The sequence below is a fragment of the Aeromonas sp. R6-2 genome (assembly GCF_040908155.1).
Taxonomy (GTDB): Bacteria; Pseudomonadota; Gammaproteobacteria; order Enterobacterales; family Aeromonadaceae; genus Aeromonas; species Aeromonas schubertii.
The window spans coordinates 24,272-48,967 of sequence record NZ_JBFODE010000046.1; the positions used below are offsets into that span (position 1 = coordinate 24,272).

The window sequence follows — 24,696 nt, forward strand, 5'->3', positions numbered from 1 at the left end:
CGAGTCTGGCCTGTCAGGCGGTGCCGGCCACCACCTGACTCAGCTCGCGGGAGAGGTGCTCCAGCCCGGCGGTGAGCTGGGCCAGCTCGGCCTCCCGCTCGCGCATCTGCCCCGAGGTGGAGGCGGTCTCGCGGGCCACATCGGCCACCTGTACCCCGGCGGCGGCTACCTGGGCCAGGCTGGCATCCTGACTCGCCATCAGGGACTCGAGTCGCCCCACGTCCTGGGCCACCACCCCGATCCGCTCCAGGATCTGCCCGATCAGGGCACCCGATTCGCCGATGATGGCCTGCCCCTCGCTCACCGCCTGGTGGCTGCGCCCGAGCAGGGCCCGGATCTCATTGGCCGCCTGCTGACTGCGGGCCGAGAGCTCGCGCACCTCCTGGGCCACCACCGCAAAGCCGCGTCCGTGATCCCCGGCCCGGGCCGCCTCGATGGCGGCGTTGAGGGCCAGCAGATTGGTCTGATCGGCGATCCCGGTGATGATGCCGGTCATGGCGGCGATCTCATCGTGGCTGGTCAGGATCCGGTTCATGGCCCGCTCGCTGCGACCGAGGGCATCGGCCCCCTGCTCGGCCAGGGTGCTCGCCTGGCGCGTGCGCACGGCCACCTCGCCCACGAAGCGATTGGCCGCACCAAGATCCGCCCCCATGCGCTCGAGCTGACTCTGGATCTGATCGCTCGCATCCACCTGCTGGGAGGCCCCCTGATGCAGGCAGGTGACAGAATCGGCCAGTGCCCGCGAGGTGTGGCCCAGGGCCGCCGCCGAGCTCACCAGGCGCCCCGCCCCCTCCTCGGCGCGGCTCACCACGGCCCCCAACTGCTCGCGGCCACGGGTGGCGAGTTGGGCTATCCGCTCGCTCTCGCCCAGGGCCTGGCTCGCCTCGGCCAGGGCCCGGTCCCGCTGGCGCACCGTGAAGAACTGGGCACAGGCACAGAGCAGCAGGGGCAAGAGGGCACCGGACCAGGTCTCCACCGCCATGGCCCGCTCGGGCAGCACGAGCCGGGGCACCGGATAACCGCTGCGGTTGAGGGCCACCATCAGGGCGGCGCAGCCCACCAGCAGAACGCTCCACCCCAAGGCACCGAGGCGCCCCTGCAGCAGGAAGCTCACCTGGATGAGCAGCGGGATCCAGTAGAGTTGGGAAGAGTGCGGCACGCCCCCCGACTGCCAGATGATGTTGAGGGCATGCAAAGACATGGCGCCCATGGCCAGCGCGCCGGCCAGTTGCTCCCCGAGCCCGAGCCGGCCGCACAGGCCCGAGGCCAGGGCGCCGCCCATCAACAGCAGGGAGGTGAGGGCCAGCTCGTCGTGGCCGTGGTGGCTCCACTTGATGAGGCTGTAGAGGCCGACCAGAAAGGCGATAAAGCCGAAAAAGAGGCGCGTATCCTGTTGGCGCTGGGCGGCCCTGTCCAACCGGGCCGACGTCGCAAACAGGCGCAGCCATCCCGTCCATGGGTTAAGCATGACTCTCTCCTGAGTGTGGGTGGGGCACTGTCGCCGGGTGGCGACAAGTGATCTGACCAGTTGATGTTACATAAAGGTTATGCAAAGAAAAAGAGCGCCTTGCGGCGCCCTCTTCCTAAACCGTGTCCCGATACCAGCGCCAGTCCTGCTCCCCCACCTCGGCAAAGAAGCGGCGCTGCTCCGCCTCCTTGATGGCGAGCCACACCCCCATGAAGTCGGCGCCAAACACCCTCTCCAGCCAGGGGCTGGCGCGGGCCGCCGCCAGCGCCCCCTGCCAGTGCGGGGCCGGGCTTGCCCCCCGCAGATAGCCGTTCCCCACCACGGGGGCGCCGGGGTCACACTGCTCATCGATACCGCGCAGCAGCCCGGCCAACACGCAGGTGGCCACCAGATAGGGGTTGGCATCGGCGCCGCTGATGCGGTGCTCCAGGTGCCGGCTCTCGGGCGGCCCACCCGGGATGCGCAGGGAGACGGTGCGGTTGTTGACCCCCCAGGTGGGAGCCAGGGGCGCATAGCTGTGGGCCTGAAAGCGACGATAGGAGTTGGCGTGGGGGCAGAAGAAGAGCAGCGACTCGGCCAGGGTCTCGAGCAGGCCGCCTATCCCGGCTCGCAGCAGAGGCGAGCCATGAGGATCCTCGGCGGCGAAGCGGTTGTGGCCTTGCGCATCCGCCAGGCTCACGTGCAGGTGCAGGCCGCTACCCGCCAGGTGACCAAACGGCTTGGCCATGAAGCAGGCCTGCATGCCATAGGTCTCGGCCAGCCCCTTTACCAGGCGCTTGTAGCGAACCCCCTGATCGAGGGCGAGCAGGGCCGGACCGTGCTCCAGGGTGATCTCGGCCTGCCCCGGGGCATACTCGGAGATGGCGGTGCGGGCCGGCAACCCCTGCAGGCGGCAGGCGGCGTAGAGATCGGCCAGAAACGGCTCGAGCAGGGCCAGCTCGCGCACCCCGTAGACCTGGGGCTCCCGTGGGCGACGCCCATCCCCGAGGCGGGCCGGCTGAGGGCGGCCGAAGGGGTCATCCTCCCGATCCAGCAGGTAGAACTCCAGCTCCACCGCCATCACGGGATAAAGGTCGCGCGCTGCCAGGGTGTCGATGACCCGGGTGAAGGCATGACGGGGATCGGCCAGGGCCGCCGGCAGCCCGGCCACCGGATCCAGGCTGAGCTGCAACGCCCCGGTGGGCACCCGCCGCCATGGCAGCAGGGTGAGCGACCCCGCCACCGGGCGGGCCAGGCAGTCCATGTCCGCCACGTCCCACACCAGGCCGGTCTCGTCCACGTCCTCCCCGTTGACCGTGAGCGCCAGTATGCTCGAGGGAAGCGGCCGGCCATGGTGATAGAGGGGCAACAGCTCCTCCCGGCGCAGCAGCTTGCCGCGGCTGATCCCGGCCAGATCGATGAGGTAGATCTCGAACGCCTCCACCTCCGGGTGGGCGGCGAGGAAGGCCTCGGCCTCCTCCAGGGGTCCCCAATCACCCATCGAGTCCATCCCCGGCCAGCAGCTCGGCGATGGCCTCGTCCAGGGTGGCGAGCAGCCTATCCACCTGCTCGCTGCGGGTCTCCGGGCAGCAGAGCATCATGTTGTGGAACGGGGTGATGAGGATGCCGCGGTTGATGAGATAGAGGTGCAGCGCCCGCTGCAGGGGATCGTCGAAGGCGGCCTCCGCCTCGGCACCGCTGCGCGGCGGCAGCGGGCAGAACTGAAACTCGCAGCGGGCCCCCAGCTCGGTGACCGACCAGGGCAGGGCGTGACGCTCGATGAGGCGGCGCAGCCCCTCGGCCAGACGGCGCGCCTCGTGCAGCATGTGGGCATAGGCGGCCTGGGTCATGACCCGCCCCAGGTTGGCCCGCATGGCATGCATCACCATGGCATTGGCAGACAAGGTGGTGCCCATGCCGCTGTGACCGTGCCCGGTCGGCGAGGCGGCCCGCTCCCGCGCCGCCGCCATGCCGCTGGCCACCTCTTGGGTGAAGCCGAACACGGCGCAGGGGAGGCCGCCGGCTATCGCCTTGCCCAGGGTGAGCAGGTCCGGCTCCAGACTCCAGGCCCGGGTACAGCCCCCCGGATGGGTCGAGAGGGTGTGGGTCTCGTCGATGATGAGCAGGGTGCCATGACGCCGGGTGAGTTCACGCAGGCGTGGATGAAAACCGGAATCTGGCAACACCATGCCGATGTTGGTCATGGCCGGCTCGCACAAGACGGCGGCCACATCCCCGGGCGCCAGGGCCGCCTCGAGGGCCGCCGGATCGTTGAAGGGGACGACGCGACTGGCGATGGCCGGATCCGCCCCCATGCCGATGAGGCCGGGACGTGCCACCGTCTCCCCATCCCGCAGCCGCACCAGGGTCTCCTCCACGGTGCCGTGGTAGCAGCCGTCGAACAGGATCACCACCGAGCGCCCGGTGATGGCGCGGGCCCAGCGCAGGGCGTAGCGGTTGGCATCGGTGGCGCTGGCACTGACCTGCCAGAGGGGCAGGCCGAAGCGCTCGGCCAACAGCTCGCCGCAGACCACCGCATCCTCTCCCGGCAGCATGGTCGTGAGCCCCAGGTAGGCCTGACGGGCTATCGCCTCGGCCACCGGCAGCGGCGAGTGGCCAAACATGCTGCCGGTGTCGCCGAGGCAAAAGTCCACATAGTCGTGGCCGTCTGCGTCGGTAAAGTGCGCCCCCTGGGCCTGACTGACAAACAGCGGCACCGGGGTCGACCAGTCGCTCATCCAGTGCATGGGGACACCGCCAAACAGGCTCTCCCGAGCCCGGCCGGCCAGGGCCACCGACCTGGGATTGGCGGCGAGAAAGCGGGTCTCTTCGCGGGCCATCAGACGGGCCACGGCGGCGGGTGTGATGGGGTTCATGCTCGCTCCTTGGGTCATGAGGGTCCCATTGAGTGTGATTTTCCCCCTGCGGAGCCGTCAATCAAACCGCTCGAGATTTGTTCAAGCCACAGGGCACTTCACAAAAATCGGGGCAAGCCGTTATCCCCGTCGCATTTTGGGGGAGCAATCGACCCCCAAGCGTCTGTTTTATGGAATGATTCCCCTATTACTACCTCTAAAGTGGAGTCAACATGTCCCGCTTGCTCAAGCTGTGGCTGCCCCTGGTGCTCTTTCTCTTCCTGATGGTGATCCCGACCCACTGGATCCCCCTGCCCGGTCTCACCCTCATCGAACAGCGGGTGATCGCCCTGTTCGTGCTGGCGGCCCTGTGCTGGATCCTCGAGCCCATCCCCATCTACGCGACCTCGCTGCTCATCATAGTGCTCGAGCTGCTGCTGCTCTCGGACAAGGGGATCTGGCTCTTCACCGCCGGCAAGGGGAGCGAGGGGTTCGGTAACCTGCTCCCCTACACGGACGTGATGGCCACCTTCGCCTCCCCGGTCATCATGCTGTTTCTCGGCGGCTTCTTCCTTGCCATCGCCGCCACCAAGTACCGCCTCGACATCAACCTGGCACGGGTGCTACTGCGCCCCTTCGGCTCCAACCCCAGGGTGGTGATGCTGGGGCTGATGCTGATCACCGCCATCTTCTCCATGTTTATGAGCAACACGGCCACCACCGCCATGATGCTCTCCATCCTGGCCCCGGTGCTGGCCCTCTTCCCGGATCAGGACCCGGCCAAGACCGGCATGGTGCTGGCCATTCCGGTGGCCGCCAACCTGGGGGGGATCGGCACCCCCATCGGTACCCCGCCCAACGCCGTGGCCCTCAAATACCTGACCGGCGAGCACGCCATCAGCTTCGGCCAGTGGATGGGGTTTGCCGTGCCCTTCGTGGCCATCCTGCTGCTGCTCGCCTGGTTTCTGCTCGGACGCCTCTTCCCGAGCCGCCTCGAGCGGGTCGAGCTCAAGCTGGAGGGACGCTTCCTGCAGGGGATCAAGCCCTGGACCGTCTACCTCACCTTCATCGTCACCATACTGCTCTGGCTGCTCGGCGGCATGCACGGCATGAACTCCTATGTGGTGGCCATGATCCCGGTGGCGGTCTTCGTCTGTACCGGCATCATCACCAAGGACGATCTGCACAAGATCTCCCTCGACGTGCTCTGGCTGGTGTCGGGCGGTATCGCCCTCGGGCTGGCCCTCGAGGAGAGCGGCCTGGCCGAGCGGCTCATCACCCATATCCCGTTCCACGAGTACTCCACCCTGGCGGTGCTGGTCGGAGCCTGCCTGCTGGCCCTGCTGATGGCCAACTTCATGTCCAACACGGCCACCGCCAACCTGTTGCTGCCGCTGGTGGCGGCACTCGCCGCCGGCATGCCGGAGCTGGCCGAATGGGGCGGCGCCCATACTCTGATCCTGGCGGTGACCCTGTCGGTGTCGCTTGGTATGTCGCTCCCCATCAGCACCCCGCCCAACGCCCTGGCCCATGCCACCGGTCTGGTACAGAGCAAGCAGATGGCCGTCATCGGCGTGGTGATGGGGGTGGTGGGCACCCTACTGGCCATGGTCTGGATCTACCAGATCGCCGCCCTGGGCTGGATCTAGCCGGCGGGCGGTGGACTGGATTTCACCGCCCATATGCCCGATGCTGAAGGGGGTCAAGGATGAAAGGAGTCATCGTCTTGCTTGCTCGCCTGCTTCCCCTGTTTTGGTGCTCCCTGGCCCTGGCCGGGAGCCCGCAACCGGCCGAGGTGACCTTTATCACCACGGAGAGTTCTATCACGGCCAAGGCCCCCGAGCCCGGCGAAAAGACGCAGATCCAGGTCTACAAATATGAGCAGCCCAACGGGGTGGTGAGCTATTCGGATCGCTCCCCCCTGGAGGGAAAATACGAGGTGCTGGTGTTTGAACACTGCTTCGCCTGTGACCCCGCCTCCCCCATCGACTGGCACCACACCGGCCTCTATGTGCAGGACTACGCCGCCACCATCCAGGCCGCCGCCCGGGCCTACCGGGTCGAGCCGGCCCTGATCCGCGCCCTGATCCACGCCGAGTCAGCCTTCAACCCCATGGCGGTATCGCGCAAGGGGGCCATGGGGCTCACCCAGCTGATGCCGGGCACGGCGCGCGATCTCGGGGTGGGAGATGCCTTCCTCGCCGAGCAGAACATCTTCGGCGGAGTCAAATACCTCTCTGGCTTGCTGCGCCAGTACAATGGCGATATACGACTGGCGACCGCCGCCTACAACGCAGGGCCGGGCGCCGTCGATCGCCACAAGGGGGTCCCCCCCTACGCCGAGACCCGCGCCTATGTCGAGCGCATCGCCCTGCTCTACCAGCGCTATCGGGACGCCCTCGGCAGCCGCAACCGCCTGTAAAAAACGCACCCCGAGGGGTGCGTCTTACGGAGATACACGTTTAAGAGAGGGCTTAATCCTTGCTGGCCACGGCGCGATAGGCCAGGGCACCGATGATCCCGCCGACAATGGGGGCAACCCAGAACAACCACAGCTGGCTTACCGCCCAGTCACCCACAAACAGGGCCACGCCGGTGCTGCGTGCCGGGTTGACCGAGGTGTTGGTCACCGGGATCGAGATGAGGTGGATCAGGGTCAGGCACAGGCCAATGGCGATCGGTGCGAAGCCGGCCGGGGCACGCTCGTCGGTGGCCCCCATGATGACAAACAGGAAGAAGGCGGTCATCACCACCTCGCACACCAGGGCTGCGGTCAGGCTGTAGCCACCCGGAGAGTGCTCACCATAACCGTTGGAGGCAAAGCCCGCCGCCACATCGAAGCCGGCCTGGCCACTGGCGATGACGTAGAGTACGCCGCCGGCCAGCACGCCGCCGATCACCTGGGCGGCGATATAGGGCAGTACCTTGGAAGCCGGGAAGCGGCCACCGGCGAAGAGGCCGACGGTAACGGCCGGGTTGAGGTGACAACCGGAGATGTGCCCGATGGCATAAGCCATGGTCAGCACGGTGAGGCCGAAGGCGAGGGCGACCCCGAGCAGGCCGATCCCCACATCGGGAAAGGCAGCCGCCAGCACGGCACTGCCACAACCCCCCAGCACCAGCCAGAAGGTCCCCATCAATTCCGCAGCATACGATTTCATTGTGTTCTCCTCATCTGTTGTGAGCCGGCCTGCGGGGCCGACACCGGGCGCATTATGTAAATCAGGCGCCATTTGGCTAGTCTGCGCTCGCGAGATGACAATTGTGATTCAAGTCACAACTCAATGATTAACAATCATATTTTTCCAAGAGAACAAAAAAGAGCCTCTCGGCTCTTCTCTGATCACACGACAGTTTTTGACAAAAAACTCAACGGTAGCGACCTCCCGTGGCTCCCCTGACCCGACCGGCCATGCGGATCAGGCTCTGGCGGGTGTGCAGGTGGCACAGGGCGATGGCCAGCGCGTCGGCAGCATCCGCCTGGGGAGTGCCCGGCAGCTTGAGCAGGTGCTTGACCATGTGTTGCACCTGGCTCTTGTCGGCCCCCCCCGTGCCCACCACCGCCTGCTTGATCTGGGTCGGCGAATACTCGCTCACCGGCAGGCCGGCATTGACCGCCGCCACGATGGCGCTGCCGCGGGCCTGGCCGAGCTTGAGGGCCGAGTCGGCGTTGCGGGCCATGAAGACCCGCTCGATGGCAAACTCGGCCGGCGCGAACTGGGTGATGATCTCGCTCACCCCGTCGTAGACCTGCTTGAGACGGCTCGGCAACTCACCCAGATCGGTGCGGATGCAGCCCGATCCCAGGTACTCCGCCTTGCCGCCCACCACCCGGATCACCCCGTACCCCGTGATCCGCGACCCCGGATCGATTCCCAAAATAACGCTCATCGACTCACATAGATTGAACTGCAATGGGCGCCACCATAGCAGAGTTGGCCCACCTTGGCGCGCTCAGCCTTGCCCCAGCCAGTCACGCAGCACCGCCTCCCGGTCCCCATCCAGCGCCGGCGAGGCGCGCCCGTAGCATACCGGGGTGGCCGACAGATGGAGCGGGTTGGCCAGGGTGGGCAAGGATTGTTCGCCGCGCTGCACCTGCTGCACCCAGCCGCGTACCGCCCCCTGCTCGAGGGCAAACAGGGCATCCAGGGTGAGGATGGGGCCACCCGGCACCCCGACCGCCTCCAGCATGGCACTCCACTCGGCGCTGCCGCGCGCCAGCAACCGCTCGGCAATCAGGGCGTTGAGCCGGTGACGCTGGCGCACCCGGGCGGCGTTAGTGGCAAAGTCCGGGTCCGTCGCCCACCCGGGTTCCCCCAACAGGGCCGCCAGGGCGGCAAACTGGCCGTCGTTACCCACCGCCAGGATGAGATGGCCATCACTGGTGGGATAGACGTCGTAGGGGACGATATTGGGGTGGCCGTTGCCAAGGCGCCCGGGCGCCCGACCGGTGGCGAGATAGTTCATCGCCTGGTTGGCCAGCACCGCCACCGACACGTCGAGCAGGGCCAGATCGATCTGCTGCCCCTCCCCGGTCCGCTCCCGGTGACGCAGGGCCGCCTGGATGCCGATGGTGGCGTAGAGGCCGGTGAGGATGTCGACGAGCGCCACCCCCACCTTGACCGGCCCGCCGCCGGGCACCCCATCGGGTTGACCCGTGATGCTCATCAGCCCCCCCAGCCCCTGGATCAGCAGATCGTAACCGGGTCGCTGGGCCCAGGGCCCATCCTGGCCAAAACCGGTGATGGAGCAGTAGATGAGCTCTGGGCGGCGGGCCTTGAGGCTCGGGTAATCGAGGCCAAAGCGCGCCAGCCCCCCCACCTTGAAGTTCTCGATCACCACGTCGGCCCGGTCCACCAATGCCAGCAGGGTGTCTCTGTCGCGCGCCAGATCCAGGGCGATGGAACGCTTGCCCCGGTTGGTCGCGTGAAAGTAGGCCGCCTCCCCCGCCACCAGCTCGGGCGGGCCCCAATGGCGGGTGTCGTCACCGCGCCCGGGGGCCTCCACCTTCACCACATCGGCGCCGAGATCGGCAAGCAGCTGGCTGGCCCAGGGGCCGGCCAGCACGCGACTGAGATCCAGCACGCGCACACCGGCAAGGGGCCCCATCACTCGAACGCCTGCAGACCGGTCTGGGCGCGCCCGAGGATCAGGGCGTGAATGTCGTGGGTCCCCTCGTAGGTGTTGACCGCCTCCAGATTCATCAGGTGGCGGATGACGTGGAACTCGTCGCTGATGCCGTTGCCCCCGTGCATGTCGCGGGCGACGCGGGCTATCTCCAGCGCCTTGCCGCAGCCGCTGCGCTTGATAAGCGACACCAGCTCCACCGGGCAGCGCCCCTCGTCCATCAGGCGCCCGGCGCGCAGGCAGCCCTGCAGGCCGAGGGCAATCTCGGTCTGCATGTTGGCGAGCTTGAGCTGAAACAGCTGGGTGGCGGCCAGCGGGCGGCCGAACTGCTGGCGATCCAGCCCGTACTGGCGGGCGGCGTGCCAACAGAACTCGGCGGCACCGAGCGCCCCCCAGGCGATGCCGTAGCGCGCCTTGTTCAGACAGCCGAACGGCCCCTTGAGGCCGCTCACCCCGGCCAGCCGGTTGGCCTCCGGCACCAAGACCCGATCCATCACGATTTCACCTGTGATGGAGGCGCGCAGGGAGAACTTGCCCTCGATCTTGGGGGCCGAGAGCCCGGCCATCCCTTTCTCCAGCACGAAGCCGGTGATTTCGCCCTCCAGCTTGGCCCACACCACGAAGAGATCGGCGATGGGGGAGTTGGTGATCCACATCTTGTTGCCGGTGAGCAGATAGCCGCCCTCGACCCGCTCGGCGCGGCTCTTCATAGAGCCGGGATCGGAACCTGCATCCGGCTCGGTGAGGCCAAAGCAGCCCACCAGCTCGCCCCGGGCCAGTCCCGGCAGCCAGCGCTGACGCAGGGCCTCGTCCCCATAGGCGTGGATCGGGTGCATCACCAAGGAGGATTGCACGCTCATGGCCGAGCGGTAGCCGCTGTCGACCCGCTCCACCTCCCGGGCGATAAGGCCGTAGGCCACATGGTTGACCCCGGCGCAGCCATACTGCTCCGGCAGGGTGGCGCCGAGCAGCCCCAGCTCGCCAAACTCGTTCATGATGGTGCGGTCAAACTGCTCGCGACGGTTGGCCTCCAGCACTCTGGGCATCAGCCGCTCCTGACAGTAGTCGCGGGCTGCGTCGCGGATGAGCCGCTCCTCGTCGCTCAGCTGGTCGTCGAGAAAGAAGGGATCTTGCCAATCGAAGGGGGTACGGGCCATGGGGCGCTCCTTGCCGGGGGAAAAAGAGGTGATGAAATAACCACGCCTCCATTCTACCGGGCCCCCTTTATGAAACAATCCCTTAACACTTGAGCAGGCGATAGAGGGTGGAGCGGCTGATGGCAAGGCGTCTTGCCGCCTCGCTCAGGTTGCCTCCGCAGGCGGCCAGTGTCGCCTCGGCCTGGCTGCGCCGCCCCTCGGCCAGGGTGAGAGCCGGGCGTTCCCGGGTCGCTGGCAAGGTGAGGTGACAGGGGGCAATCTGGGCCGCCCCGTCGGCCAGCACACAGGCCACCTCCAGCACCTGCTTGAGCTGGCGCACGTTGCCTGGCAAGGGATGAGCCAGCAGCTGCGCCTCGGCATCCGGCGCGAGCCCCATCCCCGGCTCCATCTCGGCCAGCAGGCGCCCCATCAGCTCACGCCGGGCCGGCACAGACCACTCCCGCAAGGGAGGGATCCTGTGGTGCCAGCCACAGAGGCGGTAGTAGAGATCCTCGCGAAACTGGCCACTCGCCACCATCTCCTTGAGACCGCGGTGACTCGCCGAGACCAGCCAGAAGTCCACCGGCTCGGGACGGGTGCCGCCGACCGGGGTGACGGCGCGCTCCTGCAATACCCGCAGCAGTCGGGTCTGGGCCGACAGCGGCAGCTCGCCGATCTCGTCGAGCATCAGGATGCCGCCGTGGGCGGCGCGCAGGTAACCCTGGCTCCCCTGGCTGCGGGCACCGCTGAAGGCCCCACCCAGATAGCCAAAGAGTTCGGCCTCCACCAGATCCGCCGGCAGGGCACCACAGTTGACGCACACCAGGGGGCCGGCGGCGCGCGCCGAGGTGCGGTGCAGTTCGCGCACCAGATGCTCCTTGCCGCTGCCGGTCTCCCCCTCGATCAGCAAGGGGATGCCACGGGCCAGCATGCGTTGTGCCACCCGTTCGGGGGCGGCCCGGCCGGCACCGGCCGGGCGGGCCTGGGCCTGCTCCAGGGGATGACACTCGAGCCAGCGCCGCCCCGCCCGGTTGGCACCGAGCAGTTCCCCATCCTCCCCCAGCAGCAGGCGCGCCGACCAGGGGCTCTGGGGCTCGAGATCGAGCAGCCGTCCGGGTCGTCCCGCCAGCAGGGCGTTCTCCAGTGTCATGGCGAGCAGGCGCACGGTACCGAGCATGTCGTGGCCATGGCCCCCCGCCTCGGAGGAGAGATCGAGCACCCCGACCGTGTTGCCGTCCGGCCCGAGCAGGGGAATGGCACTGCAACCGAGGAAGCGGTGGCGCTCGAAGAAGTGTTCGCCCCCCAGCACCTGCACCTCGCTCCCCTCGCACAGGGCGGTACCGATGGCGTTGGTCCCCTTGCTCGCCTCCCCCCAGCAGGCGCCCGGTTGCAGAAAGACCCGCTCGGCCTGGCGCTCAAACAGCGGGCTGCCGCCCGCATCGAGGATAGCCCCCTGGGTGTCGCACAGGAGCAGCCGGCAGGGACGCCCGGCCTGGAGCTGCTCGAACAGGGGCAAGACGTAGCGGCGAAAACAGTCGACCAGGTCACGCCCCCCTTCGAGACGGGCCGAGAGCTCGCCGCGCGCCAGCAGATCGAGATCGGCCTCGTTCCCCGGTTGCAGGCCCATCTCCCGGCAACGCAACCAGGAGCGGCGAATGGGATCGGACGGGGCGGGGTAACTCATGGGGCCTCCTTGCGACTGTAGCGAAACGAGACAGGGCCGTGCGACAGGTGTCGCACCCCGATACAGGGCGCGGGCAGCAGAGCCCCGCACATCTGCCACACCATACGCCGGCGCCCTCCATTTTGTTACGTTTTTTTAACTTTTCATCCAAGTGTCGCGCCCCTGGCACACCCCTTGCGTTGGCAGCCCTCACCCGCAGCGCGGGCCACACACGGACTGAATACACAAGGAGACACACCATGATCTATGCCGCTCCCGGTCAAACCGGCTCCCTCGTCAGCTTCAAATCCCGTTACGACAACTTCATCGGTGGTGACTGGGTGGCGCCGCGCGCCGGCCGCTATTTCGAGAACGTCTCGCCGGTCGATGGCCGCGTCTTCTGCGAGGTGGCCCGCTCCGACGCCGCCGACATCGAGCTGGCGCTGGATGCGGCCCACAAGGCGTTCGCCAGCTGGAGCAAGACCAGCGTCACCGAGCGCAGCAACCTGCTGCTGCGCATCGCCGATCGCATCGAGCAAAACATAGAGCGGCTCGCCATCGCCGAGACCTGGGAGAATGGCAAGGCGGTGCGCGAGACCCTGGCCGCCGACCTGCCCCTGGTGGTGGATCACTTCCGCTACTTCGCCGGCTGCATCCGCGCCCAGGAGGGTTCGGCCGCCGAACTGGATCAGAACACCGTCAGCTACCACTTCAAGGAGCCCATCGGGGTGGTCGGCCAGATCATCCCGTGGAACTTCCCGCTGCTGATGGCGGCCTGGAAGCTGGCCCCGGTGCTGGCGGCCGGCTGCTGCAGCGTGCTCAAGCCCGCCGAGCAGACCCCGGTCACCATCATGCTGATGATGGATCTCATCAAGGACATACTGCCCGCCGGCGTGGTCAACGTGGTCAACGGCTTCGGCGCCGAGGCGGGCCAGGCGCTCGCCACCAGCGACCGGATCCAGAAGCTCGCCTTCACCGGCTCCACCGAGGTGGGGGCCCATATCCTGCGCTGCGCCGCCGACAGGCTGATCCCCTCCACCGTGGAGCTGGGTGGCAAGTCCCCCAACATCTACTTCGCCGACGTGATGGACCACGAGAGCAACTACATCGACAAGGCGGTGGAAGGGATGCTGATGACCTTCTTCAACCAGGGGGAAGTGTGCACCTGCCCCTCCCGTGCCCTGGTGCATGAGAAAATCTACGACGACTTCATGGACAGGGTGCTGGCCCGCGCCCGCACCATAGTCCAGGGCAACCCCCTCGACACCGCTACCCAGGTCGGCGCCCAGGCGTCCCGCGAGCAGTTCGACAAGATCCTGAGCTACATGGAGATCGGCCGCGGCGAGGGGGCCAGGATGCTGCTGGGCGGCGGTGCGGCCACAGTGAGCGGGCTGGAGGGGGGCTTCTACATCCAGCCCACCATCTTCTTTGGTCAGAACAGGATGCGGGTGTTCCAGGAGGAGATCTTCGGCCCGGCCCTCGGGGTCACCACCTTCAAGGACGAGGCGGATGCCCTGGCCATTGCCAACGACACCCGGTACGGCCTGGGGGCAGGCCTGTGGACCCGCGACAGCAACCTGGCCTGGCGCATGGGGCGCGGCATCCAGGCCGGCCGGGTCTGGGTCAACTGCTACCACGCCTACCCGGCCCACGCGGCCTTCGGCGGCTATAAAAAATCAGGGATAGGCCGCGAGACCCACAAGATGATGCTGGACCACTACCAGAACACCAAGAACCTGCTGGTGAGCCACGACATCAACCCCCTCGGCTTCTTCTAAGGCGGTGGTGAATGCACGAGGGCGCCCCGGGGCGCCCTCTCTTATGCCCGCTCGCCCCCCAACTGCTGGCGGTAGCGCTGGGGGGCGCAGCCCTGCTCGCGCTGGAACATGGCGATAAAGGCCGAGGTGGAGGTGTAACCGAGGCGCCAGGCGATCTCCTGCACCGGCATGTCGCCACGTAGCCAGGCCAGGGCCTTGACCATGCGCAGCCGGGTGCGCCACTGCCCCAGGCTCATGCCGAGCTCCTTCTGACAGCGCCGTGCCAGGGTGCGCTCCGTGGTATGCAACGACGTGGCCCACTCGGCCAGGGTGCGGTTGTCCTCCGGCGCCGCCTGCAGGGCCGCCAGCAAGGGGGCGAGCAGGCGATCGCGGCTCATGGGCAGGTAGCTCGGCTGACAGCGGGTGCGCGCCAGCTTCTCGATGAAGAGCTCGGCCTGACGCCGGTCCCACTCCTCCCGGGTGTGGCCGACCCGGCGCAGGGTGAAGTCGTCGAGCAGGGCGCGCAGCAATGGGGTGAGGGCAAGCAGCACCGGCTCCCCCGGCAGGCACCTGGCCAGCTCGTGGCTCACGTAGATGGAGGTGTAGTCCAGGGTCTGCTCGTTATAGGCGGAGTGAGGCACATCCGCCGGCACCCAGATAAGGTAATCGGGCGGGGCCACCAGCCGCTCTCCGGCCACCTCCACCACCATGATGCCGAGGCTGATGAGGCTGAGCTGGCCCCAGGGATGAGCGTGCTCGGCGCAGGCGTTGCCCCCCTGGATCTGGCTGTAGCGAAAGTAGAGGGGCTGAGGGGGAGTGAGCTGGCGATCCTGCTCGGCCAGGGTGAGGGTCCCCATAAGAATGTCCCAAACCGGTTATTGGATGTCTTATTTACGCTACTTGTTTCATAAAAGACAAGGCTAGACTCCCTCTGTTCCATCGAGGAGTCCCTATGTCTCAACTCTTTCCCCTGCTCGCCGTCCTCATCTGGGCGGCCAATACGGTGGTCTCCAAGGCCGCGGCAGGCCTTATCGATCCGGCCGCCATCTCGTTTTATCGCTGGGTGGTCGCCGCCCTGGCACTCTCCCCCTTCTGCCTGCCGCTCTTGTGGCGCCGCCGTGGAGAGCTGCGCCCCTGGCTCGGCAAGCTGCTGATCCTGGCGGCCCTTGGCATGGTGCTCTACCAGTGCATCGCCTACTACGCGGCGCACCAGACCTCAGCCACCAACATGGGGGTGATCGGCTCCCTCATTCCCCTGCTGACCGTGGTGCTGGGCGCCCTCTTCTTCGGCCATCGCCCCGGCCACCGGGCCGTGGTGGGCGTGCTCGTCTCCCTGTTCGGGGTGCTCTGGCTGCTCGGTCAGGGACAGCCTCTGGCCCTGCTGCACGCCGGCATCAACCCGGGGGACGGGCTCATGCTGCTCGGCACCACCAGCTACGCCCTCTATGGCCTCTTGCTGCGCCGCTGGCAGCCCCCCTTCGGCCCCTGGCTCAACCTCTACCTGCAGGTGCTGCTGGCGGTGCTGCTGCTGGTTCCGGTGGCCGCCAGCGCCGACTCTCTGGTCATCCCGCAAGATGCCATGGGCCTGGTGCTGTTCGCCGGCATCGCCTCCTCCCTGTTTGCCGCCTACTGCTGGATGCGGGGGCTGGCTACCCTGGGTCCGGAGCGCACCGCCATCTTCATGAACCTGATGCCCCTGTGCACGGCCCTGATGGCCACCCTGAGCCTGGGTGAGCCGGTGCACGGCTACCACCTGCTGGGCGGGGGACTCATCTTGAGCGGCGTCGCCTTGAGCCAGTACCGGCCGCGCCGGCCCCGGCTTGCCACCTCATGAAAAACGGGAGCCGATGGCTCCCGCTTGCTTACAGCTCCTTGCGCCAGCGATAGCGCCGCTCGGGGCGGCCACGCTGACCATAGTTGAGCTCCACCTCCAGCCGGTCCTCCGACTCCAGGTACTCCAGGTAGCGGCGTGCCGTAGTGCGGCTTAAAGAGAGGCGCAGGGAGACGGTATCCGTGGTGAAGGTGTGATCCGGCTCACCGGCCAGCAGGTCGAGCACCTGGCGCAAGGTGATGGCGTCGATCCCCTTGGGGGTGTCACGGCTCTCTCGCGGGCGCCCCTTGCCGAGCAGACGGTCGAGATCCCCCTGATCCAGGTGGCGGCGCTCGGCCAGCCGGCGGCACAGCGCCTGCACCTCGGCCAGGCTCTGCTGGATGCGTGACAGGCGCAGGGGCTTGATGATGTAGTCCTGCACCCCCAGATTGAGGGCGCGCTGGATGCTGGCCACATCGCTGGCGGCGGTGACCATGATCACCTGGCTGTCGATGCCCCGGGCGCGCAGGCTGGCGACCCACTCCAGACCCGAGCCATCGGGCAGGGAGACATCCACCAGCAGCAGCTGGATCGGGGTGGCGTTGAGCATCTGCTCTGCCTCGGCCAGGGTCTCGGCCCTGCCCAGCAGGCTAAAACCGGGGCGATTGGCGACGAGTTCGGCCAGGATGGCGGCGATGCGCGGATCATCTTCGATGATGAGGCTGGTTATTGACTCCATGTCTTACACTAGTTGTTCTTTATCGAGATAAATGCCGAACAGTGTGGTTCGGGCAGCGGTGCGCCGCCATTCTATCACACCCCCGTGACGCTCGGCCGTCTCCTTGACCAGAAACAGCCCCACCCCGTGATCGCCACTCTGACGGCTCACTCCGTATTCGAACAGGTGATCGGCGAGCGCCTCATCGACCCCGGTGCCGCTGTCTTCGACCTCGATCACCAGACGCCGCCCCTGATCGTCGAGCGAGAGCAGCACCCTGGGCGCGACCCGCTCCCGGTTGGCCCGGGCGGCGCGAATGCCGTTGTCGAGCAGGTTGCCGATGAGGGTGATGAGATCCGCCGACACCGAGACCGGGTACTCCTCCAGATGGGAGTCGGGGTCGAGCTCGAGGCGCACCCCCAGCTCCCGGGCCCGGCTGAACTTGCCGAGGATAAGGCCGGCCACCGGCTTGTCCTGCACGGCGCGCAGCAGATCCCCGAGCAGCACCTGGCACTCGTCGTTCTCACGCTGGATAAGCTCCACCGCCTGGCTCACGTGACCCAGTTGCAAGAGTCCGGAGAGGCTGCTCAGCTTGTTGGCAAACTCGTGGGTCTGCATGCGCAGCAGCTCCGCATACTGGCGCAGGTGGGTCACCTGGGAGGCGAGGCTGCCGGCCGCCTCGGGGCGGCTGAAGATAAGCAGGCGGGCCCCACCGTGGCCTATCTGTTGCAGCCGGCCAACGAAGCTCTCCCCGTGCACCTGAAACTGGATCTCCCCTTCCGCCCGGCTCAGGCTCGCCGCCAGACAGGGCACCAGGGGGGCCAGGGGTTGCCCCACCAAGGACTGGCGCCCCGGTCCCGGCAGGCGCAACTGGTAGAAGGCGGCGCTGTTGAGCATGCTCACCCGTCCCTCTCGGTCGATGGCGATGATCCCCTCCTGAATGCTCTCGAGCACCAGCTCCTGCTCCACGAAGCGCCGCGCTATGGTCTCGGGCTCCAGATCGAGCAGGGTACGCTTCAGGCGCCGCTGGATCCCGAGTGCCAACAAGAGCCCGGCCCCCAGCAGGGAGAGGATGGCCCCCACCACCAGGGAGAGGCGCTCCATATAGACCGCCTCCACCCGCTTCATCAGATAGCCCACCACCACGGTGCCGATGGGGCGACCGTCGGCACCGAGCACAGGGGAGAAGCAGCGAATGGCCGGCCCCAGGGTGCCCACGTCCCGCGAGCAGTAACTCTGACGGCCGTGCAGGGCATACCAGATATCCTCCCCGCGAAAACGTCCTCCTACCAGCGCCGGGTTGGGGTGGCTCAGGCGAATGGCGTGGCGATCGGTCACCACCATGTAGGCCGCATCGGTGCGGGCGCTGAGCCCCTCTATGTAGTCGCGCAGGGTGGCATCCTGCCCCCGTTGCAGGGCCACCACCACCCGCTCGTCACCGGCCAGAATGCGGGCCAGCTCGCTCCCCTTCTCCTCCAGGTTGTTCTCCACCAGATGACGGATGAAGAGGGCCAGCAGGGTCCCCAGCACCAGGAGCAGCAGTAGGGAGACCGACAGGGAGAGAAGCAGAACCTGATGGCGCAGTTTCATGGGATGCCCTTGCATGTCAGCGAAGTGCCCAATAATGGGGGCGCCACCAGGCCCGGTCAATGAGGGGGGCCGGATCCCCGTCAAACTCGGCCAGCCCCTCGGCGCGGGCCGCCAGGGCCACGGCGCTCGCCACGGCGCGGGCTACCTCGCCCACCTGCTCGATGGGGGGCAGCAGCCGACCCGCCTCAAGGGGATAAGCCCCCACCGCCTCCACGGCCGCCAGCAACATGCCGTCGCTGATGCGCCGCGCCTTCACCGCGGTGGCACCGAGGCCGATGCCGGGGAAGACGTAGACGTTGTTGCACTGGGAGACACTGCGCAGGCTCTCTCCCACCGGTACCGGGGCAAAGGGGCTGCCGGTGGCGATCAGGGCGCGCTCTCCGCTCGCCTCCCACACCTGCTGCGGGGTCGCCTCGGCGCTGCGGGTGGGGTTGGAGAGTGGCAGGATCACCGGCCGCTCGTTCACCGCCCCCATCGCCTCGAGCACGGCGCGGGTGAAGAGCCCGCCCTGACCGCTCACCCCGATGAGCACACCGGGGCGCAGGCGCTGGATCACCGCCGCCAGATCGCCACTGGCCTCTTCCGGGGGGCGGACGAAGGGGCGTTGGCCCGGGGTAAGCTCGGCTCTGTCGCGGCTCACCACTCCCTCCTGATCGAACAGCCAGATGGTGTCACTGCCACCGGCCAGTTGCGCCAACATGGCGGCGATGCCGCAACCGGCGGCGCCGGCGCCCACGATCAGCACAGGGGTACCGGCCAGGGCCCGTCCCGCCTGGCGCAGGCCCGCCAGCACACAGGCCGAGGTGACGGCCGCCGTGCCCTGGATATCGTCGTTGAACATGCACAGCTCATCCCGGTAGCGGGCCAGCAGGTTGGCGGCGTGCTTGCCGGCAAAGTCTTCGAACTGCAACACCACCTGGGGCCAGCGGCGGCGAATGGCGGCCACCACCTTGTCCATGAAGTGGTAGTAGGTCTCCCCGTCGATGCGCGGCGCCTGCCAGCCGAGGTAGGAGTCATCTTCCAAAAGCTCGGGGTTATTGGTGCCCACATCGACGCACAGGGGCAGGGTGCGGGCCGGGTCTATGCCGCCGGCGGCGCTGTAGAGGGCCAGCTTGCCGATGCAGATCCCCATGCCGCCGATGCCAAGATCGCCAAGTCCCAGCACCCGCTCCCCGTCGGAGATGACGATGACATCCACCTCCTGCTCCACCGAGTCGAAGATGGCATCGAGCTCGTCCCGGTCGTGCCAGGAGAGGTAGAGGCCGTGGCTGCGCAGGTAGAGATCGCTGTGACGCTGGCACGCCTCCCCCACCACGGGGGTGTAGATGATGGGCAAGAGCTCCGGCAGGTGGTGGCGCACCAGGTCGTAGAAGAGCACAGGATTGTCCTCCTGCAGCTGACGCAGCAGCAGATGCTGGTCAAACGGGCTCTGCATGGCCTGCACCAACCGGTGAATACGGCGGCGCTGCTGGGCCAGGGACTCCTCTTTATGGGGCATGCGCCCCATCAGGCCGAGGCGACGACGCTCGGCATAGGGCAGGCTGGTGCCCATCAGGGTGTCGTTCATGTGGGGCTCCTTACACGAACAGAGAGATGAGCAGGGTGGCCAGGATCAGCATGAAGGCGCCGCCGAGCCGTGAGGAGATCTGGGCAAACGGCATCAACTGCATGCGCCGCGCCGCAGAGAGCACGGCCACATCGCCGGTGCCCCCCATGTTGGCCATGCACAGGCCGCCGGTGATAGCCGCCTCTATGGGGTAGAAGCCGATCATCCGACCCACGATGGCCGCTCCCAGGGCCCCCCCCAGCACGGTGATCAATACCAGCACGAAGTACTGGAGCGAGAAGGCGGCGACCAGCTCGGGGATGCTGGTGTAGGCGACGCCAATCCCCACCAGCAGCGAGGGAGTCAGGTTGGTGACCACAAACTGGTACCAGTCGGCGGCGGCCTCCTCGAAGCGACGAGGCAGAAGACCGCTCACCTTGATGACGGCTACCGCCAGGATCATCAGGGCAAAAGGATGCATGGGAATAAACTTGCCGAGCAGAGAGCCGAGCACAAACATGCTCGAGCTGATGAAGAGGCCGATGCCGAGGCTCTCGAGGGTCGGGGTGCGGCTCGCCTCCTCGGCGGTGGCGCTCTCCTCGCGGATCATCAGGCGACCGTTGCCGGTAAGGCTCGGGAATCGGCGACCCAAGCGGGCCAACAGGCTACCGACCAGGATCGCCAGGGTGTTGGCGATGACCACCGCCGGCACCATGCGCGAGAGCAGCTCGGCGCTGGAGAGGTGCATGGGCCCGGAGAGGATCTCGACCAGGGGAACGGCCCCCGCCCCCATGCCACCGCCCATGATGGGCAAACCGATGAGCAGCACCGCATTCTTGAAGCCGTAACCAAGCAAGGCACCGGCCAGGCCGACGGCCAGCAGGGCCACCGCCACACCGCCGAGGATCACCGGCAGATAACGCATGGCGGCATTTTTCAGCAGGGCTCGGCTCATGCCAAACACGGAGCCGGTCACCAGGCTGGCGATGAAGAAGTTGAGAAAGCCCCCCTCCTTCATGAAGTTGGTGATGACCGCCCCCGCCTCGGCGGGGAGGAGGTGGTATTCAAACAGAGCGGCACCGCCGAAAATGGCGAGTATGGTGCCGCCTCCCAGGTATTCACGCACCGGGGGGATACGCTCGCCGAGCTCGGTCAGCAGGGTACCGAGTACGAACATGAGCGCCAGGGCGCCCACCATGCCAAGAGGCAGAGAGCCATTCCAGCCGGCGTAGAGTACGCAGGCCGAGAAACCGAAGAAGAGCTGCATCGGCATGCCGGCGATCTGCCAGTTGCCGAGGGCGGTGGGGGTAGCGAGGTTTTTCATTGTTATGCTCCAGCACTGTGTGTGATCGGGCACACTCTAGGGATGCAGGCTCCCTCTGTCGGTTAACTCCCCGCCAAAGCCAAATAAAATCATTGAAACCTTTAACGCCAAGCCGCCCCTCTCCAAGGGGGTATCCGTGACCCCCGTCACAAAACCATTTACTTAGCGTGCTAACAAAGATAGATTGTTAGCACGCTAAGTAAATGGAGTCCCCCATGGACCACTCTCTCGAACGCCTGCGCGAACTCTCTCTGGCCGAACGCCTCGGTCGTCTCTACCGTCTGTGGGGGCGAGTGGCCGATCAGGAGTTGTTGCCCCTCGGCCTCACCTACCCCCGCTGGACCGCGCTCTGGAAGCTCAAGCGTCTGGGCGATCACATCAGCCAGAAGAGTCTGGCCGATGCCCTCGAGATCGAGGTTGCCTCCTTGATGCGAACCCTGGGTCAGCTCGAAGAGCAGGGACTGGTGAACCGCCACTGCTGCAGCGAGGACAAGCGCGCCCGTATCGTCAGCCTGACCGATGCCGGCCTTGAGCTGCTCGCCCAGATGGAGCAACGCATCATGCAGGCCCGTCACGATCTGCTCGGGAGCGTCGATGAGGCCGAGCTGGCCCGCTTCGAGCTGACCCTGGGCAAGATCACCGAGAACGCCCTGGCCCGCCTGGCCAGACACAATCAGCAGGGGTCGCAACAAGATGACACCTGATCAGCAATTTGCCCGTTGGGTGAAGGGGGGCGCCATCGCCTTTACCCTGCTGTTTGCCTACTTCCTGCTGGCCGATCTCAAGATGCCCCTGACTCCCCAGGCCATGGCCACCCGCGGTGTGGTCAAGGTCGCCCCCCAGGTCAGTGGGCGGCTGATGGCCGTCCATGTGCGCAATAACCAGAGCGTGCACAAAGGCGATCTGCTGTTCGAGCTCGATCCTGCCCCCTTCCGGCTGGCGGTCGAGCAGGCCCAACTGGCCCTGGAGCAGGCCAGACAGGAGAACACCAGGCTCGATGCCAACATAGCCGCCGCCGACGCCGATCTGAGTGCGGCAAACACCCGCTACCAACTGGCCGAGCGTCAGGCGCGCCGGGTCAATGCCCTCTATGAGCGCCACCTCATCGCCCAGCAACAGAAAGAGGATGCCGATGGGGCGCTGCGCACGGCACGAGCCGCCCTGGAGGCAAGCCAGGCCACCCTGGTCCAGCTCAAGGTGAGTCGCGGCGAATCGGGCGAGGCCAACCTGCGCCTGCGCCAGGCACATAACAATCTGGAGCGGGCCACCCTCAACCTGGCCTACAGCAGGGTGAGCGCCGAGCAAGATGGGGTGGTCACCAACCTGCAGCTGGAGCAGGGGGCCTACGCCGCCGCCGGCAGCCCGCTGCTGGCACTGGTGGCCGATCAGCTGGAGGTGATCGCCGATTTTCGCGAGAAGGCACTGCGCGGTGCCGAGCAGGGAGACAGGGCACTGGTGGTCTTCGATGGCAGGCCGGGCAGCCTCTATCCGGCCCATATCGACAGCCTGGATGCCGGGGTGAGCGCCGGCCAGTTTGACGCCAACGGCCAGCTCGCCACCCCGAGCCAGTCGGATCGCTGGGTGCGGGATGCCCAGCGACTGCGCCTGCGCCTGCATCTCGATGACGTGGCGCAGACCCGGCTCCCCTCAGGGGCGCGAGCCACCGTACAACTGCTCCCCGAGAACCCCCTGCTCGCCCTGTTGGCCAGGGCCCAGATCACCCTGATCAGCCTGCTGCACTACATCTACTGATAACCGGCCGCCACCCCGTCGATGCGAGGCTGGCGGCTCGAGGAGTCTGCATGTCTTTCACCGCCCCCCTCAGCGGGGATCAACTGCGCCGCTGCCTGCGTATTGCCAGCGGTGCCACCCTGGGGTTTCTCCTGTGCAAGGTGATGAACTGGAACTACGGGGTCTTCTTCACCGTGACCCCCATGCTGCTGCTGGGCACTGTGCCCGCCCTCAATCGCCAGGTGACGCTGCAACTGCTGGCGGCGCCCCTGGTCAGCACTCTGGAAGTGGGCCTGCTGGGGGGGATCTTCGGCGGCTATCCCCTGCTCATGACCCCCATCGTCTTTGGGTTGTTTCTCTACCGCTTTGCCTGCATGTCGAGGGGCAACCTGTTTCTCTTTGGCGCCAACGGTGTCCTGATCCTCAGCATCATGCTCCACTTCGCCAGCTACCCCGGCACGGATCTCAATGACCTCTTCCTGAGCACCCTGATGGGCAATGCCTTCTCGGCCATGGTCGCCTGGCTGCTGGTCTCACTCTTTCCCGACAGCGAGCCACCGGCAAGCCCGGCGCCGGCGCCCAAGCCTTCCCACCGTCTGCGTCATGAGGCGCTGCTGGGTGCCACCCTGGCCACCCTCTCCTTCGTGGTGTTTCAGATCTGCGATCTGAGCGACTCCATGTCGGCCCAGGCCACCACCCTGATGCTGCTCTTTCCCATGAACTGGAATGGCGCCCTCACCTATGCCCGCAAGCGGGCCCTGGGCACCCTGCTCGGGGTCGGCGTGGGACTGGGGATGCAACTGCTGCTCTATGACTGGTCGGGAGTACTACTGCTGGTCACCCCCCTGCTCTGGCTGGGGTGCATGGTGCTGGCCAGGATCCACGTAGGCGAAGGGGGATCCGGCATCGGTTTCGGGGCTCTCTCCACCCTCGGCATCCTCTTTGGGCAATATCTCTCACCCAATCAGGATCTGGTCTTCAGCGCCCTCTATCGAGTCAGCAGTATTGGTGTGGCCATAGTGGTCACCCTGGCTCTGTGTTATCTATTACACCAACTGCTAAACCGATTTGAGGCGACGCGATATGGCACCCTGGCCTGAACATTTATTCCCGTAGTAACAGATCAATATTTTCTGCCGTCAACATTGGCTCGTCATGATCATATTCAGTATGAGGTTCCATCACCGTCTCGACGTCACTTAGCAGCGCGTCAATAATGAGCTCGCTCGGTAACATAGCCATGTATCCTCTGGAGGCCAGAAAGAGGGACCATAAAAAGAGTAGTCGCTCTCTCATATCCACTGCCAGACAAATAGCGCTATTTATTATTGCGCCTGCGCCTCCAGCAGAGATGAGATAAATTATTTCAGCAACGGGGACAGGAAATAGACCAAGGTGGATCCTTTATCTAATGTAATTGCCCACCGGTCACGCCACCTAATATTGCGGACATCTCCTTGGTAAAATTGGCACCTTTTGATGCTCATTCGGCACATAACACGAGAGGGAAGTCGCCTGAAAACGGCTCCATAAGCATCACTGCTGTGAAAACCCTTTCCAGAAAATTATGTAAATAAACAACAAATTTTATTGATCCAGCTCACAAACCCACCTAGGATTGCTCCTGTGACGCAGGTCACACCAACCACAAAGAGGTGAGTTATGTTTGAACATCTGGCAGTGCTTTTCCACCTGAAAGGGGTGACTGACAAGGGTCGTAACGAGAAGGTCGCCTATGCACCGGCAACCCGCAACTACTACTTCCGCTACGGTGCCTGAGCACCACTTTGTTGTAAAATTACAAACATCATGACCGCAGTGCCCACAAGGCACTGACCCGCCCAGGCCTGTTCAGGCCAACCTGAAACTCCACACACAGACGAAAATGGGGCCCAGGGCCCTAATGCCGATCAGTTAAGGATCCATTGACCGATCCTTCTGATGTGTGAAAATCCGAAACCTATTGATTGGTTTCGGATTTTTTATGCGCAT

The 24,696-nt window shown here is 66.1% G+C and carries 20 protein-coding genes; 7 read left to right on the forward strand and 13 right to left on the reverse strand.

Going from position 1 to position 24,696, the window contains the following annotated elements:
• Positions 1-13 precede the first annotated feature (13 nt).
• The 3 genes from AB5Y48_RS12590 to AB5Y48_RS12600 form a co-directional block, all read right to left on the reverse strand.
• On the reverse strand, positions 14-1,468 hold the full coding sequence (locus AB5Y48_RS12590; protein WP_368164664.1) for a methyl-accepting chemotaxis protein: 1,455 nt from the start codon (positions 1,466-1,468) through the stop codon (positions 14-16).
• Between the two features lie 115 nt (positions 1,469-1,583).
• Positions 1,584-2,948, reverse strand: a complete 1,365-nt coding sequence (locus AB5Y48_RS12595) for a glutamine synthetase family protein (protein ID WP_368164666.1) — start codon at positions 2,946-2,948, stop codon at positions 1,584-1,586.
• A complete protein-coding gene (locus tag AB5Y48_RS12600) occupies positions 2,941-4,323 on the reverse strand; it encodes an aspartate aminotransferase family protein (RefSeq protein WP_368164667.1) in 1,383 nt (460 codons plus the stop codon). Before AB5Y48_RS12600 ends, AB5Y48_RS12595 begins: the two co-directional genes overlap by 8 nt.
• 212 nt (positions 4,324-4,535) lie before the next feature.
• Between AB5Y48_RS12600 and AB5Y48_RS12605 the strand changes: the two genes are divergently transcribed.
• Both AB5Y48_RS12605 and AB5Y48_RS12610 read left to right on the forward strand, forming a co-directional pair.
• Complete coding sequence (locus AB5Y48_RS12605; protein WP_060584432.1) at positions 4,536-5,951, forward strand: DASS family sodium-coupled anion symporter; 1,416 nt, start codon at positions 4,536-4,538, stop codon at positions 5,949-5,951.
• A gap of 59 nt (positions 5,952-6,010) precedes the next feature.
• Entirely contained in the window at positions 6,011-6,724 is a 714-nt protein-coding gene (locus AB5Y48_RS12610) for a lytic transglycosylase domain-containing protein (protein WP_224159448.1), read from the forward strand.
• A gap of 52 nt (positions 6,725-6,776) precedes the next feature.
• Here the strand turns inward: AB5Y48_RS12610 and aqpZ are convergent, their stop codons facing one another.
• The 5 genes from aqpZ to AB5Y48_RS12635 form a co-directional block, all read right to left on the reverse strand.
• Positions 6,777-7,463, reverse strand: coding sequence for an aquaporin Z (gene aqpZ, locus AB5Y48_RS12615; RefSeq protein ID WP_050665147.1), 687 nt, complete (start codon positions 7,461-7,463; stop codon positions 6,777-6,779).
• A 208-nt stretch (positions 7,464-7,671) separates the two neighbouring features.
• Positions 7,672-8,193, reverse strand: a complete 522-nt coding sequence (gene ruvC / locus AB5Y48_RS12620) for a crossover junction endodeoxyribonuclease RuvC (protein WP_050665148.1) — start codon at positions 8,191-8,193, stop codon at positions 7,672-7,674.
• A gap of 63 nt (positions 8,194-8,256) precedes the next feature.
• The gene (locus AB5Y48_RS12625; RefSeq protein ID WP_368164669.1) at positions 8,257-9,411 is read right to left on the reverse strand and encodes a CaiB/BaiF CoA transferase family protein; all 1,155 of its coding nucleotides are present in this window, start codon (positions 9,409-9,411) and stop codon (positions 8,257-8,259) included.
• Positions 9,411-10,586 (reverse strand): acyl-CoA dehydrogenase, encoded by a 1,176-nt coding sequence (locus tag AB5Y48_RS12630; protein ID WP_368164670.1) that lies wholly within the window; start codon positions 10,584-10,586, stop codon positions 9,411-9,413. The genes AB5Y48_RS12625 and AB5Y48_RS12630 overlap by 1 nt, the downstream gene beginning before the upstream one ends.
• Positions 10,587-10,668: 82 nt before the next feature.
• Complete coding sequence (locus AB5Y48_RS12635; protein ID WP_368164672.1) at positions 10,669-12,249, reverse strand: sigma-54-dependent Fis family transcriptional regulator; 1,581 nt, start codon at positions 12,247-12,249, stop codon at positions 10,669-10,671.
• A 239-nt stretch (positions 12,250-12,488) separates the two neighbouring features.
• Here AB5Y48_RS12635 and AB5Y48_RS12640 point away from each other — a divergent pair, with 239 nt between their 5' ends.
• A complete protein-coding gene (locus AB5Y48_RS12640) occupies positions 12,489-14,006 on the forward strand; it encodes an aldehyde dehydrogenase family protein (RefSeq protein ID WP_368164673.1) in 1,518 nt (505 codons plus the stop codon).
• 41 nt (positions 14,007-14,047) lie between these two features.
• On the opposite strand, the gene AB5Y48_RS12645 is transcribed toward AB5Y48_RS12640, so the two are convergent.
• Positions 14,048-14,842: a helix-turn-helix transcriptional regulator gene (locus AB5Y48_RS12645; protein WP_368164674.1), complete on the reverse strand. Its 795-nt coding sequence runs from the start codon at positions 14,840-14,842 to the stop codon at positions 14,048-14,050.
• 95 nt (positions 14,843-14,937) lie between these two features.
• On the opposite strand from AB5Y48_RS12645, the gene AB5Y48_RS12650 reads away from it, so the two are divergent.
• Complete coding sequence (locus AB5Y48_RS12650; protein ID WP_136612981.1) at positions 14,938-15,819, forward strand: DMT family transporter; 882 nt, start codon at positions 14,938-14,940, stop codon at positions 15,817-15,819.
• Positions 15,820-15,847: 28 nt separating this feature from the next.
• On the opposite strand, the gene AB5Y48_RS12655 is transcribed toward AB5Y48_RS12650, so the two are convergent.
• Genes AB5Y48_RS12655 through AB5Y48_RS12670 form a run of 4 tightly spaced genes read right to left on the reverse strand, consistent with a single transcriptional unit; the run spans position 15,848 to position 20,973 of the window.
• Positions 15,848-16,534 (reverse strand): response regulator, encoded by a 687-nt coding sequence (locus AB5Y48_RS12655; protein ID WP_368164676.1) that lies wholly within the window; start codon positions 16,532-16,534, stop codon positions 15,848-15,850.
• A gap of 3 nt (positions 16,535-16,537) precedes the next feature.
• The gene (locus AB5Y48_RS12660) at positions 16,538-18,103 is read right to left on the reverse strand and encodes an ATP-binding protein (protein ID WP_368164677.1); all 1,566 of its coding nucleotides are present in this window, start codon (positions 18,101-18,103) and stop codon (positions 16,538-16,540) included.
• A 16-nt stretch (positions 18,104-18,119) separates the two neighbouring features.
• Entirely contained in the window at positions 18,120-19,670 is a 1,551-nt protein-coding gene (gene maeA / locus AB5Y48_RS12665; protein WP_050665156.1) for an oxaloacetate-decarboxylating malate dehydrogenase, read from the reverse strand.
• Between the two features lie 10 nt (positions 19,671-19,680).
• Positions 19,681-20,973 carry a 2-hydroxycarboxylate transporter family protein gene (locus AB5Y48_RS12670; RefSeq protein WP_050665157.1) on the reverse strand — a complete coding sequence of 431 codons (1,293 nt, stop codon included), beginning with the start codon at positions 20,971-20,973 and terminating at the stop codon, positions 19,681-19,683.
• A gap of 215 nt (positions 20,974-21,188) precedes the next feature.
• Here AB5Y48_RS12670 and AB5Y48_RS12675 point away from each other — a divergent pair, with 215 nt between their 5' ends.
• Genes AB5Y48_RS12675 through AB5Y48_RS12685 form a run of 3 tightly spaced genes read left to right on the forward strand, consistent with a single transcriptional unit; the run spans position 21,189 to position 23,804 of the window.
• Positions 21,189-21,677 (forward strand): MarR family transcriptional regulator, encoded by a 489-nt coding sequence (locus AB5Y48_RS12675; protein WP_224159433.1) that lies wholly within the window; start codon positions 21,189-21,191, stop codon positions 21,675-21,677.
• The gene (locus AB5Y48_RS12680) at positions 21,667-22,725 is read left to right on the forward strand and encodes an HlyD family secretion protein (protein WP_368164678.1); all 1,059 of its coding nucleotides are present in this window, start codon (positions 21,667-21,669) and stop codon (positions 22,723-22,725) included. The genes AB5Y48_RS12675 and AB5Y48_RS12680 overlap by 11 nt, the downstream gene beginning before the upstream one ends.
• Before the next feature lie 50 nt (positions 22,726-22,775).
• Complete coding sequence (locus tag AB5Y48_RS12685; RefSeq protein ID WP_368164680.1) at positions 22,776-23,804, forward strand: DUF2955 domain-containing protein; 1,029 nt, start codon at positions 22,776-22,778, stop codon at positions 23,802-23,804.
• Positions 23,805-24,696: the final 892 nt, after the last annotated feature.